At 60.2% G+C, this 25,669-nt stretch carries 16 protein-coding genes and 1 tRNA gene; 6 read left to right on the forward strand and 11 right to left on the reverse strand.

Annotation, left to right across the window (positions count from 1 at the left end; genetic code table 11):
- The 3 genes from HMPREF2779_RS09255 to HMPREF2779_RS07610 form a co-directional block, all read right to left on the reverse strand.
- On the reverse strand, positions 1-134 hold a 134-nt coding region (locus HMPREF2779_RS09255), incomplete at its 3' end, for a biotin/lipoyl-containing protein (RefSeq protein WP_304009770.1).
- 191 nt (positions 135-325) lie between these two features.
- On the reverse strand, positions 326-1,711 hold the full coding sequence (gene lpdA, locus HMPREF2779_RS07605; RefSeq protein ID WP_044142607.1) for a dihydrolipoyl dehydrogenase: 1,386 nt from the start codon (positions 1,709-1,711) through the stop codon (positions 326-328).
- Positions 1,712-2,140: 429 nt separating this feature from the next.
- Positions 2,141-3,637 carry a leucyl aminopeptidase gene (locus HMPREF2779_RS07610; RefSeq protein ID WP_105361212.1) on the reverse strand — a complete coding sequence of 499 codons (1,497 nt, stop codon included), beginning with the start codon at positions 3,635-3,637 and terminating at the stop codon, positions 2,141-2,143.
- A 434-nt stretch (positions 3,638-4,071) separates the two neighbouring features.
- Between HMPREF2779_RS07610 and HMPREF2779_RS07615 the strand changes: the two genes are divergently transcribed.
- The 3 genes from HMPREF2779_RS07615 to HMPREF2779_RS07625 all read left to right on the forward strand — a co-directional run bounded on the left by HMPREF2779_RS07615 (position 4,072) and on the right by HMPREF2779_RS07625 (position 8,869).
- A complete protein-coding gene (locus tag HMPREF2779_RS07615; protein ID WP_070685072.1) occupies positions 4,072-4,977 on the forward strand; it encodes a PAC2 family protein in 906 nt (301 codons plus the stop codon).
- Positions 4,978-5,241: 264 nt separating this feature from the next.
- Positions 5,242-7,110, forward strand: a complete 1,869-nt coding sequence (locus tag HMPREF2779_RS07620; RefSeq protein ID WP_105361213.1) for a metal-dependent hydrolase — start codon at positions 5,242-5,244, stop codon at positions 7,108-7,110.
- 382 nt (positions 7,111-7,492) lie between these two features.
- Positions 7,493-8,869: an RNA polymerase sigma factor gene (locus tag HMPREF2779_RS07625; protein WP_070685076.1), complete on the forward strand. Its 1,377-nt coding sequence runs from the start codon at positions 7,493-7,495 to the stop codon at positions 8,867-8,869.
- 354 nt (positions 8,870-9,223) lie between these two features.
- On the opposite strand, the gene HMPREF2779_RS07630 is transcribed toward HMPREF2779_RS07625, so the two are convergent.
- The gene (locus HMPREF2779_RS07630) at positions 9,224-10,369 is read right to left on the reverse strand and encodes an ADP-ribosylglycohydrolase family protein (protein ID WP_105361214.1); all 1,146 of its coding nucleotides are present in this window, start codon (positions 10,367-10,369) and stop codon (positions 9,224-9,226) included.
- A 230-nt stretch (positions 10,370-10,599) separates the two neighbouring features.
- Here HMPREF2779_RS07630 and HMPREF2779_RS07635 point away from each other — a divergent pair, with 230 nt between their 5' ends.
- The 3 genes from HMPREF2779_RS07635 (at position 10,600) to HMPREF2779_RS07645 (ending at position 16,726) form a co-directional block, all read left to right on the forward strand.
- On the forward strand, positions 10,600-11,796 hold the full coding sequence (locus HMPREF2779_RS07635; RefSeq protein ID WP_105361215.1) for an exonuclease SbcCD subunit D: 1,197 nt from the start codon (positions 10,600-10,602) through the stop codon (positions 11,794-11,796).
- A complete protein-coding gene (locus tag HMPREF2779_RS07640) occupies positions 11,793-15,074 on the forward strand; it encodes an AAA family ATPase (protein WP_105361216.1) in 3,282 nt (1,093 codons plus the stop codon). The genes HMPREF2779_RS07635 and HMPREF2779_RS07640 overlap by 4 nt, the downstream gene beginning before the upstream one ends.
- 62 nt (positions 15,075-15,136) lie before the next feature.
- Positions 15,137-16,726: an MFS transporter gene (locus HMPREF2779_RS07645; protein ID WP_233992319.1), complete on the forward strand. Its 1,590-nt coding sequence runs from the start codon at positions 15,137-15,139 to the stop codon at positions 16,724-16,726.
- 134 nt (positions 16,727-16,860) lie between these two features.
- Here the strand turns inward: HMPREF2779_RS07645 and HMPREF2779_RS07650 are convergent, their stop codons facing one another.
- The 7 genes from HMPREF2779_RS07650 to HMPREF2779_RS07680 all read right to left on the reverse strand — a co-directional run bounded on the left by HMPREF2779_RS07650 (position 16,861) and on the right by HMPREF2779_RS07680 (position 25,611).
- Positions 16,861-17,508, reverse strand: coding sequence for an MBL fold metallo-hydrolase (locus tag HMPREF2779_RS07650; RefSeq protein ID WP_105361218.1), 648 nt, complete (start codon positions 17,506-17,508; stop codon positions 16,861-16,863).
- A gap of 9 nt (positions 17,509-17,517) precedes the next feature.
- The gene (locus tag HMPREF2779_RS07655) at positions 17,518-18,609 is read right to left on the reverse strand and encodes an S-(hydroxymethyl)mycothiol dehydrogenase (protein WP_105361219.1); all 1,092 of its coding nucleotides are present in this window, start codon (positions 18,607-18,609) and stop codon (positions 17,518-17,520) included.
- Positions 18,610-18,812: 203 nt separating this feature from the next.
- Positions 18,813-19,847 carry an alpha/beta hydrolase gene (locus HMPREF2779_RS07660; protein WP_105361220.1) on the reverse strand — a complete coding sequence of 345 codons (1,035 nt, stop codon included), beginning with the start codon at positions 19,845-19,847 and terminating at the stop codon, positions 18,813-18,815.
- 83 nt (positions 19,848-19,930) lie between these two features.
- On the reverse strand, positions 19,931-21,319 hold the full coding sequence (locus tag HMPREF2779_RS07665; protein ID WP_105361221.1) for a YihY/virulence factor BrkB family protein: 1,389 nt from the start codon (positions 21,317-21,319) through the stop codon (positions 19,931-19,933).
- 261 nt (positions 21,320-21,580) lie between these two features.
- Positions 21,581-23,062 carry a malate:quinone oxidoreductase gene (locus tag HMPREF2779_RS07670; RefSeq protein ID WP_070685095.1) on the reverse strand — a complete coding sequence of 494 codons (1,482 nt, stop codon included), beginning with the start codon at positions 23,060-23,062 and terminating at the stop codon, positions 21,581-21,583.
- Positions 23,063-23,271: 209 nt separating this feature from the next.
- Positions 23,272-25,380: an ABC transporter substrate-binding protein gene (locus HMPREF2779_RS07675; protein WP_105361222.1), complete on the reverse strand. Its 2,109-nt coding sequence runs from the start codon at positions 25,378-25,380 to the stop codon at positions 23,272-23,274.
- 149 nt (positions 25,381-25,529) lie between these two features.
- Positions 25,530-25,611: transfer RNA gene (locus HMPREF2779_RS07680), tRNA-Leu, on the reverse strand.
- Between the last annotated feature and the right edge of the window lie 58 nt (positions 25,612-25,669).

Genomic DNA, 25,669 nt, shown 5'->3' on the forward strand with positions numbered 1-25,669 from the left:
TCAACCTTGTCGGTGGAAACCTCAACCAGGGGTGCGTCAACCTCAATGGTGTCGCCGACCTCAACGAGCCAGCGGGTAACGGTACCCTCGGTCACGGACTCGCCCAGTGCGGGCAGTACTACGGTGTGGGACATAATCTTTCCCGTTCTCCTTGTGAATGCTTGAACTAGAAAAATGTGAGCGGCGACCCGGATGCGCGCCGTATGCGTCAAAGCACGTCGACGCGCATCCGGATAGGGGCGTTGTTCAGCGGATACGCCCGGCAACCGCTAACGACCAACGGTCGTCAATACTAAGCTGACGCGCTAACGCCAGTCAGCAAAATTTATGCGCTGTGCAGCGGGGTGCCGTTCAGGACCATTGCAGCCTCACCCAGGGACTCGTTCTGAGTCGGGTGTGCGTGGATGAACTTAGCGACGTCCTCGGGGAATGCTTCCCAAGCAACCCACATCTGAGCCTCACCAATCTGCTCACCCATGCGCTTACCAATAGCGTGAACACCAACGATGGGGCCGTCCTTCTGACGGACAACCTTCACGATACCGGTAGCACCGAGGATAGCGGACTTGCCGTTACCAGCCAGGTTGTACTCAGCGGTCTCAACGTTCTCAGCGCCGAACTTCTCCTTAGCCTTGGGCTCGGAGTAACCAACGGAAGCGATCTCCGGGTCACAGAAGGTGACCTTGGGGATGTTCACGTCTTCAACGATGGAGGGGTTCAGACCAGCGATTTCCTCAGCAACGAAGATACCCTGCTGGTAACCGCGGTGAGCCAGCTGAACGCCGGGGACGATGTCGCCAACAGCGTAGATGTTGCCAACGCCGGTGTGCAGGCGCTCGTTAGCCAGGACGAAGCCGCGATCCATGGGGATGCCCTGCTCCTCGTAGCCCATGTTTGCGGTGTTCGGGCCACGACCAACAGCAACCAGAACGATCTCTGCCTCGAAGACCTTGCCGTCAGCCAGGGTGACCTTAGCACCGTTAGCGTCCTGCTCAACCTTCTCGAAGAGGGTGCCGGTGTTGAACTTGATGCCGCGCTTCTTGAACGCACGCTCCAGAACCTTGATGATTGCCGGGTCCTCGTTGGGAACCAGGTTCGGCAGGCCCTCGATGATGGTGACGTCAACGCCCATAGCGTTCCACATGGATGCGAACTCGCAACCAATCACGCCGCCGCCGAGCACGATAGCGCTCTTGGGCAGGTAGTCCATCTCCAGTGCCTCAGTGGAGGTCAGAACGCGACCCTCAATGGGCAGACCGAAGGTCTTGGAGACCGAGCCGGATGCCAGGATAATGTTCTTACCCTTGTACTCAACACCACCGACGGTGATGGTGTCCTGAGCGGTCAGCTTACCCTCGCCGGGGATAACCTCTACGCCCTTCATCTTCAGCAGGCCTGCAAGACCCTTGAACTTACCGGAGACGATGTTGTCCTTGTAATCGCGAACCTTGCCCATTTCGATGGACTGCAGCACAGCGTTAACGCCAACCTTGGACGCCTCGCGTGCCTCTTCTGCCAGCTCAGCAGCGTGCAGGTACGCCTTGGTGGGGATACAGCCGGTGTGCAGGCAGGTGCCGCCGACCTTTTCCTTCTCGATCAGGCCGACGGTGAAGCCTAGCTGGCGTGCGCGAATAGCTGCAGAGTAGCCAGCGGAACCGCCGCCGAGGATGAGGATGTCGAATTCTTGAGCCACGATATTGCTCCCTTGCATAGTTGTTGGGGCTAAAGACCCCTGCAATGAGTTCTTTACCAATTTATTGGTAGGTTTCCCAGCATGCGCGAAAGGCCCGCGAGCTCGAAAAATCGCGCGCCCCTCCGCGTACGCAGAAAAACACTTAATACAACAATACCCCCGTTGACGGTCGTTTAAGTTCACTCAGGGCGGTTTTAGCCGATTAATCGCCCAAACAGCGCAAATTTTTCACAACTCAAGAAAAGCGGCGCGTCATAGAACAGTCAGATGGCAGGACCACCACAGCGGTCGCACAGAACCAGTCAAGAACAGAACCAGTCAAGAATAGACGCAGAGGAGGGCTCCCCGATAGAAATACCGGAAAGCCCTCCTCTGAATTAGCCCTATGCTGTGCGGCCGCGCACCAGATAAGGGACACCAGTTAGGATGCGCGCCCAGCGAAGCAGACTACTTAGCGTACGACTGGATGAAGTTCACCAGGGTAGCGGTACCGAAGCCGGTACCTTCCTTCGGGGTGAAGCCGTACGGTGACTCCTCGTTGAACGCGGGGCCCGCAATATCCAGGTGGGCCCAGGGGATACCCTCGCCCACGAACTCCTTCAGGAACAGGCCCGCGGTCAGCGCGCCACCGTAGCGGGAACCAATGTTCTTCAGATCAGCAACGGGGGACTCCAGGCTCTTGCGCAGGTAGGACTCCAGCGGCATCGGCCAGTAAGCCTCACCCGCAGCAGCGCCGGCTGCAATCACGCGGTCACGAATCTCCTCGTCACCGAGCAGAGCCGCAGTGCGCAGACCCAGAGCAGCCATAGCGGCACCGGTCAGGGTAGCGATATCCAGGATGACATCCGGGTTCGACTCGGAAGCCAGAGCGATACCATCAGCCATGACCAGGCGGCCCTCAGCGTCAGTGTTCAGCACCTCAACGGTACGGCCATCACGCATGGTGATAATGTCCTCCGGGCGCAGTGCGTGACCGCCGGGCATGTTTTCAGCCAGGCACAGGTAACCGGTCACAGCAACCGGAACATCCAGCTCAGCGGAAGCAACCACAGCGCTCAGAACCGATGCCGCACCAGCCATATCGCACTTCATGGTCATCATCGAAGCGGCAGGCTTCAGCGAGTTGCCACCGGTATCGAAGGTAATGCCCTTACCAACCAGAGCCACGTGAGCCTTCGGGTTCTCCGGGGTGTACTTCACAACGGCAAGAACCGGCTTGCGGGGTGAACCCTGACCAACACCGGAAATGCCGCCGAAGCCCTCCTCAGCCAGGCGGTCGTGGTGGAACAGCTCAATCTCAATGTTCGAGTAATCCTCAGCGACCTCAGCAGCGAACTCAGCGAAAGTCTCCGGGTACAGGTGCGACGGGGGCAGGTTCACCAGACGGCGAGCGTCTTTAGCGGTCTCACCCAGAACCAGGCCGTGCACCAGAGCCTCTTCAGCTTCTTCCTGCTCAATCGAAGAAACAATCAGAATGGACTCGATTTCTTCCTTGATCGAATCCTTAGTCTTGAAACGCAGACCCTCTTCAATGAAGTTGCCCAGCACAGCGCCGTGAGCAATAGCCTCAATTTCCTCTACCGAAGAAACACCGAAATCGAAAGCGACCTCCTCAGCAGAACCAACCAGCTGACGAGCCGCAGAACCGGCAGCGTAACGCAGAGCATCCAGGCGCTCCTGACCCTCAGCGGTATCAGAGCCCAGACCCGCCAGTGCCACAATGCCGGCACCGGTGTCCTCAAGGCCGGGCAGACGCAACAGCTGATCGGGCGCACCCGAAGCGCCCAGCGCCTCCAGCAGCTCGTTAATACCCTCAACAGAGTCCTCAGACAGGGAGCTCGGTGCCAGGTACGGGCCGTCCGAACCCTTCAGAACACCCAGAACCAGAACGTCAGCTTCGAGCGCTTCAAGGTCGGTGCTGTGAATAGACAGAGACAGAGACATCGTTACTCCTTTGCGTATGTCTTCTCAAAATAGTCGGGGCACATCCTCGCGCACGAAAAACTCAACTGTAGGCCCTCGAAGAGTGAGGATGAATACCGCCGCGCAAAGCCACGCGGACTACTGCTTCTACTCTACACGGATATGTAGGAGAGCGTGAGGTTCAGCTCTCACCCCGAACAGCTGGCAGAACAGAAAAACGCACAAGAAGCCGAGCTGTAGCGTCTTAAGAACGTCGACGAGACGCCAAACAAGTTCACCTACTGCGAGAAAAGCCCGCACACTGTCGAGACAGGGCAGTAGTGGCATAAAATGAAAGACTACAGAAAGCGTCAGATAACAGAAGACGCCCCTTCGCCCCAACACCTCGGGTGCCGACAGAAAATGCTAAGTCCACCCCGAACGCGGCGCGAACCAGACAGAAGTGAGGAGGCGTAATGCTAAACCCCGAAGAACTCTACTTAGCCAACACCAAAATATTGGACGACCCCAGGATGCACGGGCTAACCTTCATCATCGCTCTCTCTAGCCCGCAAGACGCAGGCTCCACCGCAGGCCAGCTCGGCCAGGTGTTGCTCAGCGAACTCAAAAACATCGAAATTGTCGAGTTCGACAGTGACCAACTGCACAACTACCGTGCCCGCCGCCCCTACATCCGCTACGAAAAAGACCACTTCGAAAAGCCGCAATACCCGCAGCTGAAGCTCTACGCCGTAGAAGACAGTCTCGACAAGCCGTTCCTGCTGCTCACTGGTGCCGAACCGGACCTGCAGTGGCGGCGTTTCGAAAAGGCGGTGCTGACCATCACCCAGCGGGTCAAACCCTCCCTGGTCGTGCTGGTCTCCGCATTCCCCATGCCGGTGCCGCACACCCGCCCCTTCCCGATTACCGCGCACGGTTCCCGTAAAGACCTGATTCGCGGTATTTCCCCGTGGAAGCCCAGCGCAGACGTACACGCGACCGTCACCAACCTGCTGGAAGTGCTCTTCACCGAAAACGGAATCGACACCGTCGGCTTCGGCGTGAACATCCCCCAGTACATTTCGGAGGCGGACCTTCCGCAGGGCACCCTCACCGCCCTCGAACACGTGGGCATGGCGGCGCACCTCTCCTTACCCACAGAGGATCTGCGCGAAGCCGCACGCCACGTGCACAGCCAGATCAACGATCAGGTCAAGCAGAACCCCGAAATTGGTCGCATGATTACGACCATGGAAGAGAACTACGACGAGAACTTCCGCACCTCCGACATTGCGGTTCCCCTCTCGCGACGCGACGCACACAACGTGCCCAGCCGCGACGAGATTGGTGCGCTCTTCGAACGGTTCCTCGACGAACAATAGGTGCGCGCAGTAGGGGATACCGCGGGGGAACACGAGTCATAGAGGAGCGGAGGGTCGCCCGCCGCGAACCTGGCTCGTGGATACCGCCCGCCAGGTATTGCGTGACAGATTATGACGCGGCACCCCGCGCCGCTGTGGACAAACCCCAGCACACAAACGAACAATACAAATAAATCTGTGGATACTTCGGACACATGAACCGAAGTATCCACAGATTTATTTGTATAACCTACGCACCCGTGCAAACCATGCCACCGTGAAGGCATGAACGCAAACAACATCTCCAACGGCAATACCCCCAACAGCGACCACCTCCACAGCAGCTACGACACGCCCCCGCCCATCCGCAACGAATACGACGTGCTCAGCTGTGCCCTCCACCAGCACGGCTACTGGCCCGACCACTCACTCATCATCCTCACCGCAACCGACAACACCCTCGGCCCCAGCCTGCGCGTCAACCTACCCGACGAACCCTGCACCCACAGCGAACGCGCCGACTTCCTGCACGAAACCTTCACCAAACTCCCCAGCAGCCACAACGGCGAAACCCTCACCCGCCTCTACGCCATCATCATCGACGGTGACAACACCGTACGTCAACGCCAACTGCACCCCAACACCGCACAACTTGCCGCCATCGAAGAAATCCAACAGGACGTCGACACCCAAATCCCCATCAACACATGGCTCCACCTGCTCCACGACCCGCGCATCGTCAGTGAACTACGCTGCGAAGACATTATCTACGCAGGCGGCGCCAGCATCTGGGCGCTCAACCCCGAACAGCAAGCACTCACCCTCCTCGCACCCATCGAAGAAATCCGCCACAGCAGCTACTACACCTGGCTCACCCGCCACGGCAACACCATCGCCAACACCGCCCAACACAGCTACGCCCACAGCCCCTGGGACACCGACCCCACAGTCAACCCCGAAACCCGCCACGACTGGGAAAACGCCGTAGAACTCTGGGGCCACACCTACACCATCCGCCACGACGAAGCCCGCCAGGGCGTCCGCACCATCTACCGCCAAGCCCAAATCGACCTCTGCTACTGGGACGCCGCCATCAACGCCGCCGCGCACCTGCTCACCACCCACCCGGTCGATAACGCTGGCAATCCCACCACCGGTGATGCGCCTACCATCGGTGATGTACTCCGCGAGCTCATCCCCGCCGAAGTCGCCGGGCACCTACGCGCCTCCATCGCACCGGTAACCCTCAACCCCATCACCGCCGAAATGCTCACCTACCTCGCCGGCTACGGGCTCAACCACGCCCAAAAAGCGCTCGCCTACCTGCACTACTCCGCCCAATACACCTACCACGCCTTCGGCGGCGAATACCCCAGCCCCGACCTCGCGCCGCTCGAACCACCCCACTACGGCACCCGCATCACCCGCAAAACCTACATCCCCGCCAGCTTCACCCACGCGCTCAGTGCCACAGTAGGCACCGAACAGGCACACGTACGCGCCGTGCCCGAAAAATGTGTGCAATGGCAAGACTGGATCCGCCGCACCCACCGCACTATCCAACAGAGCCGCACCATTCAACAGAACCGCAGCGTCCAGCACACCAACCTCAACGGCTGGGCACTCGAAAACCTCACCCCAGCCGACCTCGCCAGCGCCGCCGAATTCAACACCATCAGCCGCGACCTGCTCCCACGCCTCGAGGAACACCCTAAAGACCACAACGCCCACAACAAACTCGAAAACCTCAAACAACGAATCGACGAAAGCTGCACCAACAGCGAATACCTCACCAAACACCACGCCGCCTACACCCACTACCTCACCGCCCTCAAAGGAAAACTAGACAGCCCCCACTGGGCACGCCTCAACGCACTCGAACTACTCACCAGCCTGCTCACACCCCACAGCACCGACGGAGAATACGCCGCGCTACGCAACACCCAAGCCTCGACCAACTGGTACAAGGGCTACAGCACCTACGCCCGCCTACTCCGCCAAGAAGCCCGCCGCCACACCTCCGGAAAGGACCTCAACATCCTCGACGTACACCTCAATGCAGGCAACCTACCCGCCTGGATCAAACACACCATCTGCGGCGGCCCCGGAACACACCGCGAACCCATCAGCACCCTCAAACCCCGAAAACCTTAAAAGCCCGGCACCTAAAAGCGAGGTACAAAACGAGGGAGGGGCGCGCCACCGGGCACGCCCCTCCCACACACAGCCGCACCCACCCAAAACCAGGCCCACAAGCCACCCAAACAGCGCGTCAAGTTGAAAGCAACCAAAAATCTGCAATACTTATATATTGACCCCGTACAGTCAATGCGCTATAACGCGCCCTCAAACCGCTCCACACAACGAGCAACGGAACCCTGCAACCCACCCAACGCACGCGGAATAAAACCCGCCCCCACAGCGTTAAACCGGACAAACGCAGCAAACACCCCGACCGAGGACGCCAGCACAGACTTGACAGGGTCTTAGGTGTTTTGCAAACAAAACACCCCACCACAAGCCAGAAAGGGTTCTAGTGGCACCTGCAACCAGCAAGAAGACCGCGACCGGCGACGCAACCGAAGAAACCGTCGCAAAAACCACCACCAAGACCACCCGCACCAAGAAGGCAACCACCAAGGCCGCAGCGGCACCCGAAGACACCACCGGCGCAACCGCCGAAACCGGTGCCGAAAGCACTGCCGAAACTGAGGCAGACAAGCCCAAGCGCACCCGCAAAACCACCACCACCAAAACCGCAACCAAGCGCAAGACCGGTGGCCGCCGCAAAAAGAGTGACGACGACGATGAATTCGACCTCGTACTCGACGAAGACCTCGACACCACCGAGGCCGAAGACGAAACCGACGAAGAAGACGAAGAAACCGTAGCCAAAAAAGAAGAAAAGAAGGCCGCAGAAGAAGTAGCAGCCAAGGGCTCCGGCTTCGTCCTCACCGCAAACGACGACGACGACGCACCCGCACAGCGCGTCGTCACCCCCGGCGCAACCGCCGACCCCGTCAAGGACTACCTCAAACAGATCGGTAAGGTCTCCCTGCTCAACGCACAGCAGGAAGTCGACCTCGCCATGCGCATCGAAGCAGGCCTCTACGCCGAACACAAGCTCGCCGAAAACCCCGACATGGACAAAGACCTCAAAAAAGCCCTGCGCTGGGTCGTCCACGACGGCAAGCGAGCCAAAAACCACCTGCTCGAAGCCAACCTGCGACTCGTCGTCTCCCTCGCCAAGCGCTACACCGGCCGCGGCATGCTCTTCCTCGACCTCATCCAGGAAGGCAACCTCGGCCTCATCCGCGCCGTCGAAAAGTTCGACTACTCCAAGGGCTTCAAGTTCTCCACCTACGCAACCTGGTGGATTCGCCAGGCCATCACCCGCGCAATGGCAGACCAGGCCCGTACCATCCGCATCCCCGTGCACATGGTAGAAGTCATCAACAAGCTCGCCCGCGTGCAGCGCCAGATGCTCCAGGACCTCGGCCGCGAACCCACCCCCGAAGAACTCGGCAAGGAACTCGACATGACCCCCGAAAAGGTCATCGAAGTCCAGAAGTACGGCCGCGAACCCATCTCCCTGCACACCCCCCTCGGTGAAGACGGCGACTCCGAATTCGGCGACCTCATCGAAGACTCCGAAGCAGTCGTCCCCGCAGACGCAGTGTCCTTCACCCTTCTGCAGGAACAGCTCCACTCCGTGCTCGACACCCTCTCCGAGCGTGAAGCCGGTGTGGTCGCAATGCGCTTCGGCATGACCGACGGCCAGCCCAAGACCCTCGACGAAATCGGCAAGGTCTACGGCGTGACCCGCGAACGAATCCGCCAGATCGAGTCCAAGACCATGTCTAAGCTCCGTCACCCGTCGCGTTCGCAGGTACTGCGCGACTACCTGGACTAGGAAACACCACCTAGCTTGAGCGGACGTAGCCGGTTCCCGCTCGCGGGGGAGTGCCCCCTCTGCGGCGCTGAGCGCCTTGAGGACGGAGCCCCCGCTCCGCGTGACCGGCTACTCCGTAAAGGCTTAGTTTTGCTAGTTCTAGCACATATAAAAAGGCTCTCCGAGATACCGGAGAGCCTTTTCTGCGTATATAAACAGTTTGTATATGCGGCACGCGGGGGATGCTCGCGTAAGTTCTGCACAGTCGGCTTGCGGACGATACTCGCGGGGGAGTGCCCCCTCTACGGCGCCGGGGCGCCTTGAGGACGGAGCCCCCGCTACGCATGTCCGCTATGCCGTTGAGGTTCAGCGCCGCTACAGTCCCAGCTGGCGCAGATAGCGTTCCGCCACTGCCTCCACCTGATCCAAGCCGCGCACACGACCCAGCGCCTCCGACCACGCATCAGCCTCACCGCCAGCCACTGGCAAACCAGCCGCCGCCCACAACGCCGCCGTCATCGCACCCACCGAATCCGAATCCGAATCCATCGACACCGCACGGCACAACCCCTCAAACAAGGCGCAACGCACCGTCGCTTCATCGGCATCGGCAGGCAGGCCCTTCACAGCATCCGCAGCACACCAGAACGCCACACCCAACAGCTCAGGCGCCGTCCAACCCGTACCAAAATGCTCCGCCACAGCCTCCGGAACCGGCACCGTACAGCCCTCCAACAGCTCAACAGCACGACTCAACGCCGCCGCCGTACGCGAAGCATCACCCGGAATCGAATCATCCGCCGCCACCGAACCACACCACGACACCACACGACGCGCCGCCTCCAATAACACACCAAACGAGCCAGGCCGCGACGCCAACAAATCACGAACCAACAATGCATACGCCGCCGCCGAAGCTAACGCCTCCGGATGCCCATGCGTCAACGCCGCCGCACGCACCGCCAACAAAACTACCGTACGCTCCTGCGCCACCGGCAAAACACCCAACGCCGCCGAACGCACCAACGCACCACTACCCAAAGCATCAGGATTCACCGACTTCGACACCAACTGCATCTCACCCGAACCCAACGCCCGCAACGTCGCCGCACCCGGACCACGACGAGCCGTCAACTCGGGCGACCCATCAATCTCACGATCCAACGAAAACGGCGCAGACTCCGGCAGAACCTCACCAATACCGCGGAACCACCGCAAATACGCTAACCACAAACACGCCAACTCATCCGCCGCCGCGCCCTCATTATTCCACTCCAAAACCTCCGTCAGGCCATCCAGAGTGAAGCAGGTCAGCTGCGTATCATCACTGACCAGCAGCTCACCAAACGCCGAATCCCACGGCTTAGGGGCACGCTCTGCAATCTGCTCAGCCGACAGTAGCTCAAGGGGATAACCCAGCGCATCACCCAACGCAGACGCACGCAACAAGCCGCGCACCCTGCCCGCAAACTCAGCCGAAACCTCAGGTGCACGCGTGAACTCAACAGAAGAAAAACTCATAGGGCGATTATCCCATGTGCGTTCAGGATGCGGAGGCTAGGGCATAAGCGGCTTCGTGCTCACGCTCGCGGGGGAGTGCCTTCTCTGTGGCGCAGGGCGCCTTGAGGACGGAGCCCCCGCTCCGCATGAGCACCTACGCCGTGGATTGAGTGCGTGCGCCGCTGCGGGGCTCCAATCTCTGAATGACGAACTGCGAGGCGCAAAACATAACGCAGTGCCATACTGAAACTATGAAGATTCTGCACACCTCCGACTGGCACCTCGGCCGCACCTTCCACCGCAGCCCCCTCACCCGCGAACACCAGCAGTTCATCGACGAACTGCTCAACTACGTGCACGCTGAAGGTATCGATACTCTCCTCATCAGCGGCGACGTCTACGACAGCACCATCCCCACCGCCGAAAGCACCACTCTGCTCGACCAGTCACTCACCCGCCTCATGCGCGCCGGTGTGCAAGTCATCCTCAGTTCCGGCAACCACGACTCCTTCCGCCGCCTCAGCTACGGTGCCGCCTTCTTTGAAGCCTCTGGCGTGCACCTGCGTACCACCCTCGAAGACGCCACCCGCCCCGTCGAACTCACCGACGGCACCTTGCGCGTACACGTCTACGCCATCCCCTACCTCGCGCCGCGCCTCTATGCCACCGCCCTCGGTGTAGACCCCACCCACCACGCCGTCCTCGGCGCCGTCACTGACGCCATCCGCACCGACGCCGCAGAACGTCACGCCCGCGGCGAAGGCGCCGACCGCATCATCGTCATGAGCCACGCAACCGTCAGCGACACCACCGGCAGTGGCATCGCCGCCAGCGCAGACACCACGCCCCGCAGTGACTCCGAACGCGACATCAGCGTCGGCGGCATCGACTGGGTACCCGCCTCCCTTTTCGACGGCTTCGACTACGTAGCCCTCGGCCACATCCACAAGCGCTACCCTGTCACCCACACCATCCGCTATAGCGGTTCCCCGCTCGGCTTCTCATTCAGCGAAGAACACAACCGCAACGGCGCCTACCTCATCGAACTCAACCCTGGTGAAGAACCCAACATCAGCAGTCACGAATGGGCAACCCGCGTACACATGAAAACCCTGCGCGGCACCATGGACCAGCTACTCAACAGCCCCGAACACACCGACTACGAACACGGCTACTACTGCCGCATCGAACTCACCGACGAAACCCTACCCGTCGGAGCCGTCGACCGCCTGCGCAGCCGCTACGAAACCATTTCCCACTTCAGCTACCGCAGCACCCAACCCGCCGCCGGCAAACCCGCCGCCGCACAACCCAACCGCGACGCCGACCCCGTCGAAGCCTTCGACCAATTCCACCAATACGTACGCAACCGCCCCCTCACCAGCGAAGAACGCGACGTTATCACCACCCTCAGCGACCACATCAAAAGCCACAAGGACAACGCATGATCCTGCACAGCCTCGAATTCGAAGCCTTCATGGCATACCCCAAGCGCCAAGAAATCAACTTCGACACCCTCAACAACGCCGGCGTATTTCTGCTCAACGGCCCCACCGGCGCCGGTAAAACCACCATCCTTGACGCCATCTGCTACGCCCTCTACGGCGAAACCAGCAGCGACCGCGAATCTGCCAAACTGCACTCCACCTACGCGGCACACAGCGGCACCAAACCGCGCGTGCTACTTGACGTCACTCTCCACGGCAAGCGCCTGCGTATCGACCGCACCCCCGCTTACAATAAACCCATCACCCGCGGCGCCCGCAAAGGCCAGATGCGTGAAGAAAGCGCCAAAGCAACCCTTGCCGAACTCGCACCCGGCGCCGACCCCGCCGACGAAAAAGCCTGGACCCCGATTTCCAGCAGCGTCGCCGAAGTTAACCGCACCATCGTCGAACGCACTCACCTGACCAAAGAACAATTCCTCAAAGTCGTGCTCCTGCCGCAGGGCCAGTTCGCGCAATTCCTCAGGTCCAAGCCCAAAGAACGCAAAGAACTGCTCAAAAAGATGTTCCCTGTCGAACACTACGAACAGCTCTTCGCCGCACTCACCGAAGAAGCGAAAACCGCTCAGCAGGAAGTCGCCCAGGACAAAAACACCCAGCGCGTCTACCTTGAACGTGCCCGCGTAGAAATGCTTGCCCTGCAGACGCTACTGGATGCTGCGGATCCGGACGCTGAAGATGCTGCAGGGGAGGGCTCCACTATCGAAGGCTCTGCGGAGGCGGAGACTTCCGAACCGCTCACCGCTGAGAGCGTCACCGCCGAAACCCTTGACGGATGGGTTGCTGGCGGAGTAGAATGCGCCCGCGAAACCTCCGCACGCGAAAAGCAGGAGCAGCAGCGCCTCACCGACAAAGCCGACCGGAACACCCGCCTGCTTGCCGAACGCGCCCAGCTGCAGGCCGACTGGCGCGAATACGAGCAGCTCTGCGAGCGCCGTACCCGCCTGACCGAACGCGCCGACAAGCACAAGGCACAGCGTGAAGAGCTGGCGCAGGCACGTGCCGCCGCGCCCCTGCACGCACAGTATGCGCAGGTCCATACCGAATTGCAGGCACTCGCCGCACGGGAACGGGACCAAGCAGCCTGTGCTTCTGCGCTGGATGAGAACGGCAACGCCCTGCTTGCAGCACTGCGCGACGAGAACATTTCGCCGGAGGTCACCTTTCCCGAGGAGACCACCTTCGCCTCATTCCCTTCCCTCGAGCCCGCCGAACAGGAACTCCAGCTCGAGGCGCTCCTCGATACCCTGCGCGCCCTGCAAAAGAAGGACGCGCAGCTTACCGAGGAGGAAGCCGCCGCAGCCGGCCTGCTGAAGCAGGCTAACTCCCTCGAACAGGACAAGTTGCGTGCCGAAAAGATGCTGAGTGACCTCACCGCCCAGGCCGAGCAGCTCGCCGAAGAACTCGCGGGCTACAGCACCGTCGACGAGGAATGCACCCTCGCCGCGTACCTGGTCACCGAGGCGCAGCAGAAACACGATGCCGCCCAGCAGATGCAGCAGAAGCTGGATGCCGCCTCCGCCGCGGTCGCCGCGGCCCAGAAGCAGAGTAATCGTACCGCCACCGCCGAGCAGAAGGCACAGGAAAAGTGGCAGGCTTCGGCTCAGCAGGCGCTCGCCGCGACGGAGGAGTTCAAGAACCTGCAGGTGCTGCGCCTCGCCCAGGCGTCCTCGCTGCTGGCGCGCGAGCTCAAGGATGGCGAACCCTGCTCGGTCTGTGGCTCGGTCGAGCACCCCGCCCCCGCGCAGATTGCCAAGGGTGAGCAGCTGGTTGAGCGTGCCGACCTGGATGCTGCCAAGGAGCGTGAGGACAAGGCCCACAAGCAGGCGCGCGCCCACGAACTGGCTAAGGACCGGGCGACCAAGGCGCACCAGGAAGCCTCCGAGACGCTTGCCGCTGCCCGAACCCAGTACGAGACCCTGGTGGCTCAGGGGGAGTGCGATGTTGAGCAGACTGCCGCCCAGCTGCAGCAGGCACAGACCCGCCTCGCGCAGGCTCAATCGCGCGTGACTGCGCGTGATGGCGTGCTGGTGAAGGTTGAGCGGGTGCGTGCTGAGCATCAGAAGGCTCAGGAGGCGCTACGCACCATCGAGGGCGTCACGGTTGAGGCTCAAACTCGTCACCGTGACGCTGCGGTACGCTGTGAGGCGGCTGCGGCTGAGCTAGCGCCTGCTCGTGCGGCGGTGGGTTTTGCGCAGCGTGTTGAGGCTGTTGAAGGTTACCGTGCGGCGCATCAGCGTCTTGCTCGTGCTGTGTTGCTGTTGGGGCAGTCGCGTGAACGTCATGCTTTGGCGGCGGCTCAGGCTGAGCGTCTGCTGGCTGAGTCTTCGTTTGAGAGCGCTGAGCTGGTGCAGGCGGCGGTGCGTACCCCCGAGCGTGTTGATGCGCTGGAGCAGGCTGTTGCCGCGTATGAGTTGGAGCATGCCCGCCTCTTTGATGGATTTGGTCGTGAGGCGATTGTTGCGGTGGCGGCGCGTGCTGCCGCTGGTGAGCAGGCGCCGGATGATCTGCAGGGTGTGCGTGAGCAGGTTGAGCAGTTGCGTGCGGCGGCGCACCGTTTGACTCTTCGTGAGGGTGAGCGGGAGAGCATGCTGCGTTCTTTGCAGGCGTTGCGTGGCGAGTATGCGGCGTTCCGTGCGCAGACGGCGCAGCGTTATGGCCGTGCGCAGATGCTGGCTAATCTGGCGGCGGCTGCCCGCGGTGACACTCTGGGCGGTTATGAGCATCAGGTTGACCTGGTCAGCTATGTGCTGGGTGCCGAGTTTGAGCGTATTCTGCAGTCGGCGTCGCTGCATTTGGACCGTATGAGTGAGGGCCGCTACGGCATGGTGTTCAGCGATCACCGTGCGAAGGGTAGCCGTTCCGGTGGCGGCCTGAACCTTGAGATTACTGACACTTGGACGGGTGAGCCGCGTGAGGCGTCGTCACTGTCCGGTGGTGAGTCGTTCTTGGCGTCGCTGTCGTTGGCGTTGGGTCTGGCTGAGGTTGTTCAGGCGAATAACGGCGGTATCGAGTTGGATACCCTCTTCATTGATGAGGGTTTTGGCACGCTGGATGCTGAGACCTTGGACATGGTGATGGGCACGATCGAGTCTCTGCGTGATAGTGGACGCACTATTGGCCTGATTTCGCATGTGGAGGAGATGAAGAACCGTATTCCCGCCCAGATTATGGTTGAAAAGGGTCAGAACGGCTCGTCGGTGAGGGTAAACTCCTATTAGACATAAATTCGCTTCCGGGCTGCTGTTGTGGCATGTCCGGCGGCTTATTCGTGAAAGAGATGATGACCTCGACACCTCAGGATAGGGACCCGAACTCAACGTATCGTGCGGTACCTTCGGCTGATGCGCACGCTAGCGCATCTGCGCCGGAGGTTCCTCCGCGCACCATGAAGGTGGCGCCCGCCTCCGATTCGCCGGATAAGTTGGGTGCTTCGGGCACGGGTATTCCCACGGTTCCGGGTACGTCTTTGATGGATGTGGTGCGCAGTAATGAGCACGTGTTGCAGGAGTTGCCGCCGCGACCGATGCCGGCTGCGGATGAGGTTAATACGAACGTCTCGCTACCGGATATTTTGCGTCAGCATTGGGCGTTGTTTCTGCGTAACGGTAAGGAGCAGCGTTACCATCTGCGCGGTGTGCTCCGTGATGAGGGTTTTGCCCGTAATGTGTTGACGATTCTGTTCCACGTTCCGTCGGCTTCTTCGGCGTTTGCGCTGTATATTCTGTTGGCGAGCCACCTGGGTAGTGTGCATGATGGCGGCTATGCGGTGGCGGCGTTTGCTGTTGCGTGTTCGGTGCAGATTATGCTCGGCCCAATGCTGGTGCGTGCCCTGGGTTTGAGGGCGTTGCTGGCGATTACGTCGGTGCTGAATATTGCTGCGGTGCTGAATATGCTGGTCATTGGTTGGCGTTTGACGGTTGACCCGAATAATGTAAGTACGATGTACACTGCACTCTCTTGCGTGGCGATGGGTTTTACGACTCCGCCGTGGACGCCGTTTGCGTTGGAGCCGCTGTACTGCCGCAACTATAAGTACACTGATGTTCGCTTGTCGACGGCTGTTTCTTGGGGTACGACGGCGAACCTGTCGATGTACCCGCTGGGTGCTCTGCTGGTGTGGCTGGGCGATGCATACATCACCCCGAATCATGAGTATGCGGGCTTCTGGATCACGATGATTCTGGATGCGCTGCTGTTCATTGTGGTGCTGGCCGCGCCGATGTGGCTGCCGGATATTTCGCGTCTTTGCATGTCTCCGGCGAAAAACCTGGTCCGCCCGAATAAGCAGACGGTGGTGGTGATTCTTGGTCTGGTGCTTCTGGGTGCGAGTATGGGCGCGGTCGGTTCGAGTCTGCTGGGCTTCTCGCTGATTCACGGTTCGATGAACCTGTTCATGGCGATGGTCGCGACCGGTACCGGCGCGATGGTGCTTGTGGCTTTCCCCGTGGTTTTGGGTGCCCGTTCGGTGAACCCGTGGCATGGTTGGCTGGTGAGCGGCGTTCTGCTGATTATGAGTGTCCTGTATTTGCCGGTGAGTGATGATACGTCCACGATTTTCTATGCTTTGGTGTTCTGCGGTGCAGCGCTGGGTGTGGCTTTTGCCTGTCATGAGCTGTCGTTGAATCGTTCGATGAAGCGTATTCCAGATGCTCAGGCGAGCTTCTTTACTCGTTCGATGCTGGGCATTGGCATGGCGTTGGGTAGCATGTGGGGCGGCTATATGGGCGATGCTCCGTATTACCGTAATGCGTTTATGGTTCCGGTGATTATTGCGACTCTGTATTTTGCGTTGGGTCATTTGTTTGGCTATTTGTGGCGTAAGGAGCGTGAGGAGCAGCTGGCTCCTTGGGATCAATTGGAACGTAATTAGCGCATGTTTAAAGGCGGATGCCCCGCCACCTGCAGAAGGTGGCGGGGCATCCGCCTTTTGTGTACCGTGCTCGGTTTGTGGTGAGCCTCAGCCTGAGAACCTCCGTGTGAGAATTCAGCGTGAGGCCTACCGGTTTAGTGACCGCGCTTGATCCATGCCGGAAGCTCGGGTGCTTCCAGGCCGATGCCGGTGCTGTCGCCGTGGCCGGTGAGGACCGCGGTGGACTCGGGCAGGGTCAGTAGGCGGGTCGAGATCGACTCGATGATGGTGTCGAAGTCGCTGTAGGAGCGTCCGGTTGCGCCGGGGCCGCCGTTGAAGAGGGTGTCGCCGGAGAAGACGACGCCTTCGCTGTTCTCCCAGCTGAGGGTGGGCGCGTAGAAGCACACGGAGCCGGGGGAGTGGCCGGGGGTGGCGAGGACCTTCAGGTCGGTGTCGCCGACGCGCACTACATCGCCGTCAGCCAGTTCGTGGTCGAAGTCCCAGGAGGGGTACACCATTTCCCAGAGCACACGGTCTGCGGGGTTCAGATAGACGGGTGCGCCGAAGCGTTCTGCCGCCTCCTTGGCGCTGCGGATGTGGTCGTCGTGGGCGTGGGTCAGCAGGATCTTCTCCACGGTGCGGCCTGCGACGGTGCGGGAGATCTTGTCGACGTCGTGGGCGGGGTCAATGATGATCACGGAGGAGTCATTGCCGATAATCCAGACGTTGTTGTCGACGTCCCAGCAGCCGCCGTCCAGCGAGAAGGTGCCGGAGGTGACGACTCGTTCAATACGTTCGCTCACGCTACGCTCCTAGAGTTCCACGACCGAGCGCAGCACGCGGCCGGTCTTCATGGTTTCGAATGCTTCGTTGACGTCTTCGAGGCGGATGTGCTCGGAGACGAAGCCGTCCAGATCGAGGCGGCCGAGCAGGTACTGGTCCACGAATTCGGGGAAGTCGCGGGAGGGCAGGGTGTCGCCGTACCATGCGCTCTTGATGGAGCCGCCGCGGCCGAAGACCTCATCCAGCGGGATGTCCCAGGTGGTGCCGGGTGCGGGCACGCCGACGAGGACGACGCGGCCAGCCAGGTCGCGTGCCTCGAATGCCTGCTTGAAGGTGGGGGCGATGCCGACAGCGTCGATGACGAGGTCTGCACCGAAGCCGCCGGTGAGTTCCTTGATGGCCTCGACGGGGTCGACCTTGGAGGAGTTCACGGTGTGGGTTGCGCCGTGCTCGCGTGCGCGTGCCAGCTTCTCTTCGTCGATGTCGACGGCGATGATGGTGGTTGCACCACCGAGCTGTGCGCCTGCGATTGCTGCGGTGCCGACGCCGCCGCAACCGATGACTGCGACGGACTCGCCGCGCTTGAGCTCACCGGTGTTCAGCACAGCGCCCAGACCTGCGGTGACACCGCAGCCGAGCAGACCGATTGCTGCGTACTGTTCGGGGCTGATGTCAGCGGTGATCTTGGTGCACTGACCTGCTGCGACGAGGGTCTTCTCTGCGAAGGAGCCGATACCCAGTGCGGGGGTGAGCTCGGTGCCGTCCTCGAGGGTCATCTTCTGGGTTGCGTTGTGGGTTGCGAAGCAGTACTGCGGCTGGCCCTTGCGGCATGCGCGGCATTCGCCGCAGACTGCACGCCAGTTGAGGATGACCAGGTCGCCGGGGGCGATGTTGGTGACGTCATCGCCGACAGCCTCGACGATACCTGCGGATTCGTGGCCGAGCAGGTAGGGGAAGTCCTGGCCGACGCCGCCGGTGACGTAGTGGTGGTCGGTCTGGCAGACACCGCAGGTGAGGACCTTGACGAGTGCTTCGCCCTTGCCGGGGTCGGGTACGTTGATGGTGGTGACGGTGACGGGTGCGTCCTGGGCGAGGGCTACGACAGCCTTAACCTTGTGCATGGTGCTCCTTTGCTGAGGTGCGGTTGAGACCCAACCGCAGATAAAGGTTTTTTGATACGTTCCCATTCTACGAGCATTGGCGCACCTGGTGCACGATAAAGCTGATAGTGAAGCACCCCCGCGAATTTGACGTTTTATGACGTTGTCGCTTATTCCGCCCGGAACCCGGACACCGTAGCCTGCGGCTGCCTACTCAGACGCTTCTACCTTGCCGCGTTTACCTCTGCCGCCTCCACCTCTGCTGCAAAAGCGAGCGCACCGCGTCGGAACGCACCCGAGGTCAGCGCGTTGACGTGGTCGCGGCCGGGTAGGGAGATGAAGCGGTTGAGCGGGTTGTTGCCGCGCACCATGTCGTAGAGTTCCGCACCGTCGGCGGCGATGGTGTCCGCGTCGCCGAGCACGACCGCAACGGGTGCGTGCGGATGCGCGCCCGGGTGACCGGCAGGTAGGTCCGGGGATCCGGCACGCAGGGCGGGCACGTTGAAGAACGGGCCGAAGGGAATCCGCACGAACTTCAGCAGCGCGTCGGGCTGAATGGGGGAGTTGTCAATAATCGAGGTGAAGGAGGCAACCGCCTCGTCGGTGGAGTCTGCCGCCGGGGTTTCACTATCCGCCGTGACGCTGGTACCCTCGTGCGCTTCGAGCATGGCGCGCAGGGTGATGAGGTGGTCGTGCAGGGGCAGACCGCCCAGGGTGAGGGAGGCGACCGCCTCCGGGTGAGTGAGGGCGAGTTCCCAGCCGACGCGGGCGCCGAAGGAGAAGCCAATAACGTGCGCGCGGGGCTCCAGCTCAACGCCGAGGTCGTTCTCGGTGGCGACAGTGCGCAGCAGCTGGGCGAGCAGGTTGGTGAACAGGTGCATGGGGGTCAGCGGCTGACCTGCCGCATCGACAGGGGGCACCGAATCGAACGGAATTGTGCGGCTGCGCACGCTCGTGTTGTCGGGGAGCTTGCAATCGATGGCGTGCATGGATTCGGGGTCTTTGAGGTATTCGTCTGAGTGGTAGGGCAGGGTAACAATCAGCACGGGGTATCCGGCGCGCAGGTATTGGCGAATCCAGCTGGTGCCGCCGTAGAGCTGTTCGCCGCGGGTGGCAAAGCCGTGAATCATGAGAGCGGGGACGCGGCTTTTGAGCTGCTGCGGCTGGTAGAGGGTGTACTCGAGGTCGGGCAGGGTAGTGCCGGGTACAACAGCATTGGGTACGGCAAAGGGCGCGGGAGAGAAATCTGCACTGGTCATAGTTCTATCTTAGTGACCAGCGCAGGGTTTCTGTCCCGCGCCCTTGATACTTTGAGGCGGTACGCGCTCAGCTGAGCTGCCGCTTAGTTCTTCTGTGCCGCACCGGTTGAGTTATCGGTGCCCTGGTCGAAGAGCGCCTCCTGCTGAGAGTCAACCTTCGCGCTCGCTTCTGCCTTCGCCGCGGTTGCCTCAGAAGCCTGAGTTTCGGCGGCATCGGCCTTAGCCTGATTTTGCAGCTGCTCCTTGCCGTTTTCGATGCGTTCCTTACCATCGGCAATGAACGTGCGAATCATGGTGGTGTTAGTGTCCACCGCCTTCTGCACGCGATCCGCAATGGAGGGGCCCTTCGGCTTGGGGAGCATGTCCTGGCCTGCCGCCTGCTGCTGCAATTCGCGTCCGGCGGACATGAGGCGTTCGCTCTGTTCTTTCATCGCACGGGATGCGGTGGTGCTGCGCGGCTGAACCTTCAGGTGTCCGTGGTCGTCTTCGCCGGCGAGTACCTGGCGCATGAGCATGATTTCTGCGTCCAGGTGCGCACCGAAGAGGAGCATATTATTCATGATCCAGATGAACAGCAGCATCACGATTACACCACCAATAAGGCCGTAGGTGGCGTTGTACTTGCTGAAGTTATTGGCGTAGAGGGTGAAACCGAAACCGCCCAGGCCCATGCCGAAGAGTGCCAGCGCCGCACCGGGGGAGAGCTTCCACTGTTTGAAGCGGCGCACGTTCGGGGTGGCGGCGTACAGCAGGGTGATCAGGGCGATTGCCATGAATAGGATGAGGACCCAGCGGCCGTTAAGCCAGATGAGCTTGATGAGCTCCATATCCACGGTTTTGGGTACATACCGACCGACCATGTCCAGGACGGTTACGCCCATCAGCAGCATGAGCATCATGAGTACCATGAGGATGATAATCACGGTGGTGACGAAGACGTTCAGCGGCTTGAGAATCCAGCCGGGGCGGCCTTCACGCACGTTGTAGACCGTGTTGAGAGCTCGTCCGAAGGATCCGGTGTACCCGGAGGCGGACCAGATCGCACTGAGGATACCGGTCAATAGCACCAATCCTGCGCCATGGTCGCCGGTAATCTGCTTGATGGGGTCTTCCATAATGGCGTACATCTGGGCGGGCGCGTTGTCCTTGAGGAAGGCGAGGATGACGGCGGCGCTTTCCTCACCGTGACCGAATACGCCCAGTAGGGAGACAATCGCCAGCAGGGCGGGGAAGATGGACAGCACGGTGAAGTAGGTGAGTGCTGCCGCCATGTCGCTTGCGCCGTTTGCGCCGAATTTGTAGATGGCACGGCGCAGAATGTAGAGGATGCTTCCCTTGGGGAAGTCGCGCAGTTTCACGCTTGCGTACTTGGGGGCCGCGGGCTTCTTCTTACGGGAGAAGAGTCCGCGTCGAGCTCCGGCGGATACCTTGGATGAGGAGGTGTCCGTGGAAGAGCCGGTGTGTGCAGCCAATGGGGCTCCTTGAATGAGTGGGGTGTACACAGTGGTGCGCCTAGTAGCTTTAGCGTGTGGGCGCACAGAAGGGGCGAGGAGAACAATGAGCTGTCCTTCCCGCCCCTGCGGTGACATTATAGGGTTTTCTGACCCTCCCGCATTTTTCTGCGAGTGCAGATAGCTGACCTGTCGGTCAGTTAGAGAGGGTAACAGCCCCGAAAAGCCTCAGAAAGGCTCGTCAGCTAGGGTATAAAGCTACCTGCTGAGCCTAACTGAAAACTAGTTGTGAATACCCAGAACCTTAGCGGTGTGAGCCATAACCTCATCAGCCAGGTCCGGGTTGTCGTTGAGCTTCACGCCGTAACCGGGGATGAGCTCCTTGATGCGGGGCTCCCAACCGGCAATCTTGGAGGGGAAGCACTTAGCCAGCAGGTTCAGCATAATCGGAGCCGCAGTAGAAGCACCGGGGGATGCGCCCAGCAGAGCCGCAATGGAGCCGTCAGCTGCAGAAACAACCTCGGTACCGAACTGCAGGATGCCGCCCTTCTTCGCGTCCTTCTTCATGATCTGGACGCGCTGACCAGCCTCAATGAGCTCCCACTCGCTACCGTCAGCCTCGGGGTAGTACTGGTGCAGGGTCTCCAGGCGAGCGTTCTTGTTCTGCAACAGCTCGGTGAGCAGGTACTTGACCAGGGAGAAGTTATCCAGACCTGCACGGGTCATGGGGTACAGGTTGTGCAGGCGCAGGGACTTCGGCAGATCCAGTACGGAACCCTGCTTCAAGAAGTTCGTCTTGAAACCGGCGTAGGGGCCGAAGAGTAGGGCGCGCTTGCCGTCCACGTAGCGGGTGTCCAGGTGGGGGACAGACATGGGAGGTGCACCCACCGAAGCCTGACCGTACACCTTAGCGTTGTGCTGGTTTGCGGTTGCCTCGTGGGTGTTGCGCAGGAACAGACCGGAGACGGGGAATCCGCCGTAGCCCTTACCCTCTTCAATGCCGGACTTCTGCAACAGGCCCAGGGCGCCACCGCCGGCACCGAGGAACACGAACTTCGCGTTGATGCTCAGAGGCTCATTCTTGTTGGTGCGGTTAATCGCCTGAACCTGCCAGGAGCCGTTCGACTCGCGGTTCAGGTTGGTGACCTGGTAGCCGTAGCGAACCTCAACACCCTTGGTCTGTAGGTAATCGACCAGCTGCTCGGTGAGGGAGCCGAAGTTCACGTCGGTACCTTCGGGGGACCAGGTAGCGGCCATCGGCTCGTTACCCTTGCGGCCCTTGACGGTCAGCGGTGCCCATTCGCCAATCTTCTCGCGGTCATTGGAGAACTGCATACGCTCGAAGAGCTTCTCCTTGCGGAAAGAGTCGTAGCGTGCAGCTAGGTACTTGGAGTGGTCTTCGCCGAAGACCAGGGACATGTGGGGTACCGGGTTGATGAAGCTGGTGTCCGTCAGAATATTCTTCTCAGCCAGGGAGGCCCAGAACTGGCGGGAAACCTGGAACTGCTCGTTAATGTTCAGCGCCTTGGCCGCGGAGACAGTACCGTCGGGACCAGCGGGAGCGTAGTTGAGCTCGCACAGTGCCGAGTGGCCGGTACCTGCGTTATTCCAGGGGTTGGAGGATTCCTGAGCAACCTTGTCGAGACGTTCGAGCAGGATAATATTCCAGGTCGGTTCGAGCTCCTTGAGGAACACGCCGAGGGTGGCGCTCATGATGCCGCCGCCGACCAGGACGACGTCGGTTCGTTCAGTACGTGCTACCACTGAATTCTCCCTTAGGGTGAGGGTGCCCGTCCTTGGGCACAATGACTGTGGGGTACATCATCTAGCCTACTCCTTTTAGCGGGGGAGGCATAGCTAGAATCAGCAAATAACAGGAGAGTGTTGCAGTTCACATGCTAGCTTCCCTGGAAGGCAAAAACCCTCCAGACACGCCAAACATGTGCACAATGCAACACTCAAACCTGAACTATCTACAACTTACGCAGTTTTCCAAACAGCTCAATCGCATTCTGCTCCGTCTGATAACCCTGAACCTCACGGCTCACAGCCACCTTAGACGTCACATTCAACAACGGAACCGCCGGCATAAACTGACCCAACTGAGACACAACCTTCGCATACAACTCACGCTGCGAATCCACCGAAACAGCAGAATCCGCAGTACGAATCGCCTCCATCACCTCAGTAAAACGAGGCGACGGCGCCACTGCCGCAGCAGTAGGCAACGGTGAAGGAGTCGCCGAAGGGCTCGGCGAAGCCGAAGCCTCCTCCTCCGGAGACAACGGATCCGGCGAATAACTCGGCTGCGGGCTCGGAGTCGCAGAAATCTGCACATTCGAATCCGCACCACGCGACGACGGAAAATCAGAATTCTTCTTAGTCAAACCCGTCGTCATATCCGTCGGCGCATTCGTAATCAACGAACGCACCTGATGCTCCGCAATCAACTGCGCCAACACCGGACCAAAGAACGCATACGGGTCACGGTACATGCCGTAGAAACCAGCCAACGTAATACCGCGCTCAGAAGAAACATCACGGCTCTTCTTCAAATACTCAGCCCACGGCAACGGCACCGGCTTAATATTCAAACCCACCTCAATCAGCGAACCCACCATCTCCGAATACACCTTCTGCGGAGTATCCATCCACGGCAGAGAAACATCGGCAGGGTAGTAGCACTCAATCACCTGATTGTCATAACCAGCAGCCGCCAGCAGCGAGCGCGCCATATCCTGATTACGGTCCGTGTAATCCTTCGCATCATCAGCCTTAATTCGGAACGACGGCGAAATCAGCGTCTGCGCATCCGAGGTGCCCTGCGGATAATACTGACGCAACGCACCGCGATCCACAGCATGCGAAATAGCGCGACGCACCGAAATATTCTTCAACACCGGATGCGCCGTGTTCAAGCCCAAATACACCAGCGAGAACGGGTCACGGCCAGGAGTCTGATAGCCATCACGCGCCAACTGACCCAGGTCAGTTGAATTCACCTGATCACACGCATCAATATGACCCTCCATCAGCGCAAAATAACGCTTATCCGACGAAGTGAGGGTCGAAATCTGAATCTCATCCAGCTCAGGTGCCTGACCATCAAAATGGGTATTCTTCAGCAGACGCACCGTGCCAGCCTCGAACGACTCCACACGGAATGCACCCGTACCCACCGGGGTGCCCGTCAGCTTCTGGTCAGCACCAAAAAGCGAAGGATCAATAATGCCGAACGCCTGCTGCGTCAAAATACGCGGGAACGCCAGAGAAGGACGCGACAAAGTCACCACCACGGAGTTACCCTTCGCCACCACCGACGAAACCAGCGGCAAGAAAGACTGCACCGTATGTGGCGCAGAAGCGTGCTGCGCACCCTTCTTCTCATCTGGATGCGCAGCATCAGAAGCGCTCGCAGAAGCAGACGGGGAAGCACTTGCAGAGACAGACGGAGTAGCCGCACCCGACGGAGACGCCTGAACAGGCGCAGGCTCCACCGCCGAAGGATCGATAGAACCCGGCTTCGGCACACCAAAACCCCACGCAAACAACGGCTGAGCAGGCATCGCCAAAGCAGCAGTGCCCTCACCCGTAGCCAACGCCTGCCACCTCTGGAAATTCTGCACCACAGCATCCGCAGACAATGCAGAACCGTTACTAAAATGCGCCTCACGCAACACAAACGTATGCACCAAACGGTCATCAGAAACCGTCCACTCACTACACAACGAATCCTGAACCTCAGGATCACCCGTGTAATGATTCGCCACCAACAACGTCTGCAAAACCTGCGCCGTCACCTGATACGTACTCGCCACAGGAAACAACGCCGGATCCAAACCCAACGGCGCCGCACCCTGCGCAAAACGAAACACACGACGCGCATCAGCAGAGGACGCGCTCGTACTCGCCGAAGAACCAGCAGAAGGCTGACCAGAACACGCAGAAAGCGCCAAACCAGCACTAAAAAGCGCGCCAAAACGCAAAACGGCACGTCGACTCAAGCCACTCGAGCCGGCAGTGGCTCGCAGCAGCGCATCAGAACTGCCAACAGCTGACGATGCATAAGGCTGATGCTGCACGGGAGGGTCCTCTCTTCCGTCGCGGATGCTTATTTCTCAGGATAACGGTTCAATACCCAACCGGGCGAGACACCCCCACCTCGGCAAGGCACATACAAGAGAACCCGCCGCCACGAAAACCGTGACGGCGGGCCCAATGTGAATGTGTGTGCGCGAGGGGGGACTTGAACCCCCACGCCATAAGGCACAGGAACCTAAATCCTGCGTGTCTGCCAATTTCACCACTCGCGCGTAGCGTCACCCCACATCCGAAGATGCATGCGTCTGAGGCAACAAAAAATTAGTGTAC

The organism is Rothia sp. HMSC069C03, assembly GCF_001811075.1.
GTDB classification, from domain to species: Bacteria; Actinomycetota; Actinomycetes; order Actinomycetales; family Micrococcaceae; genus Rothia; species Rothia mucilaginosa.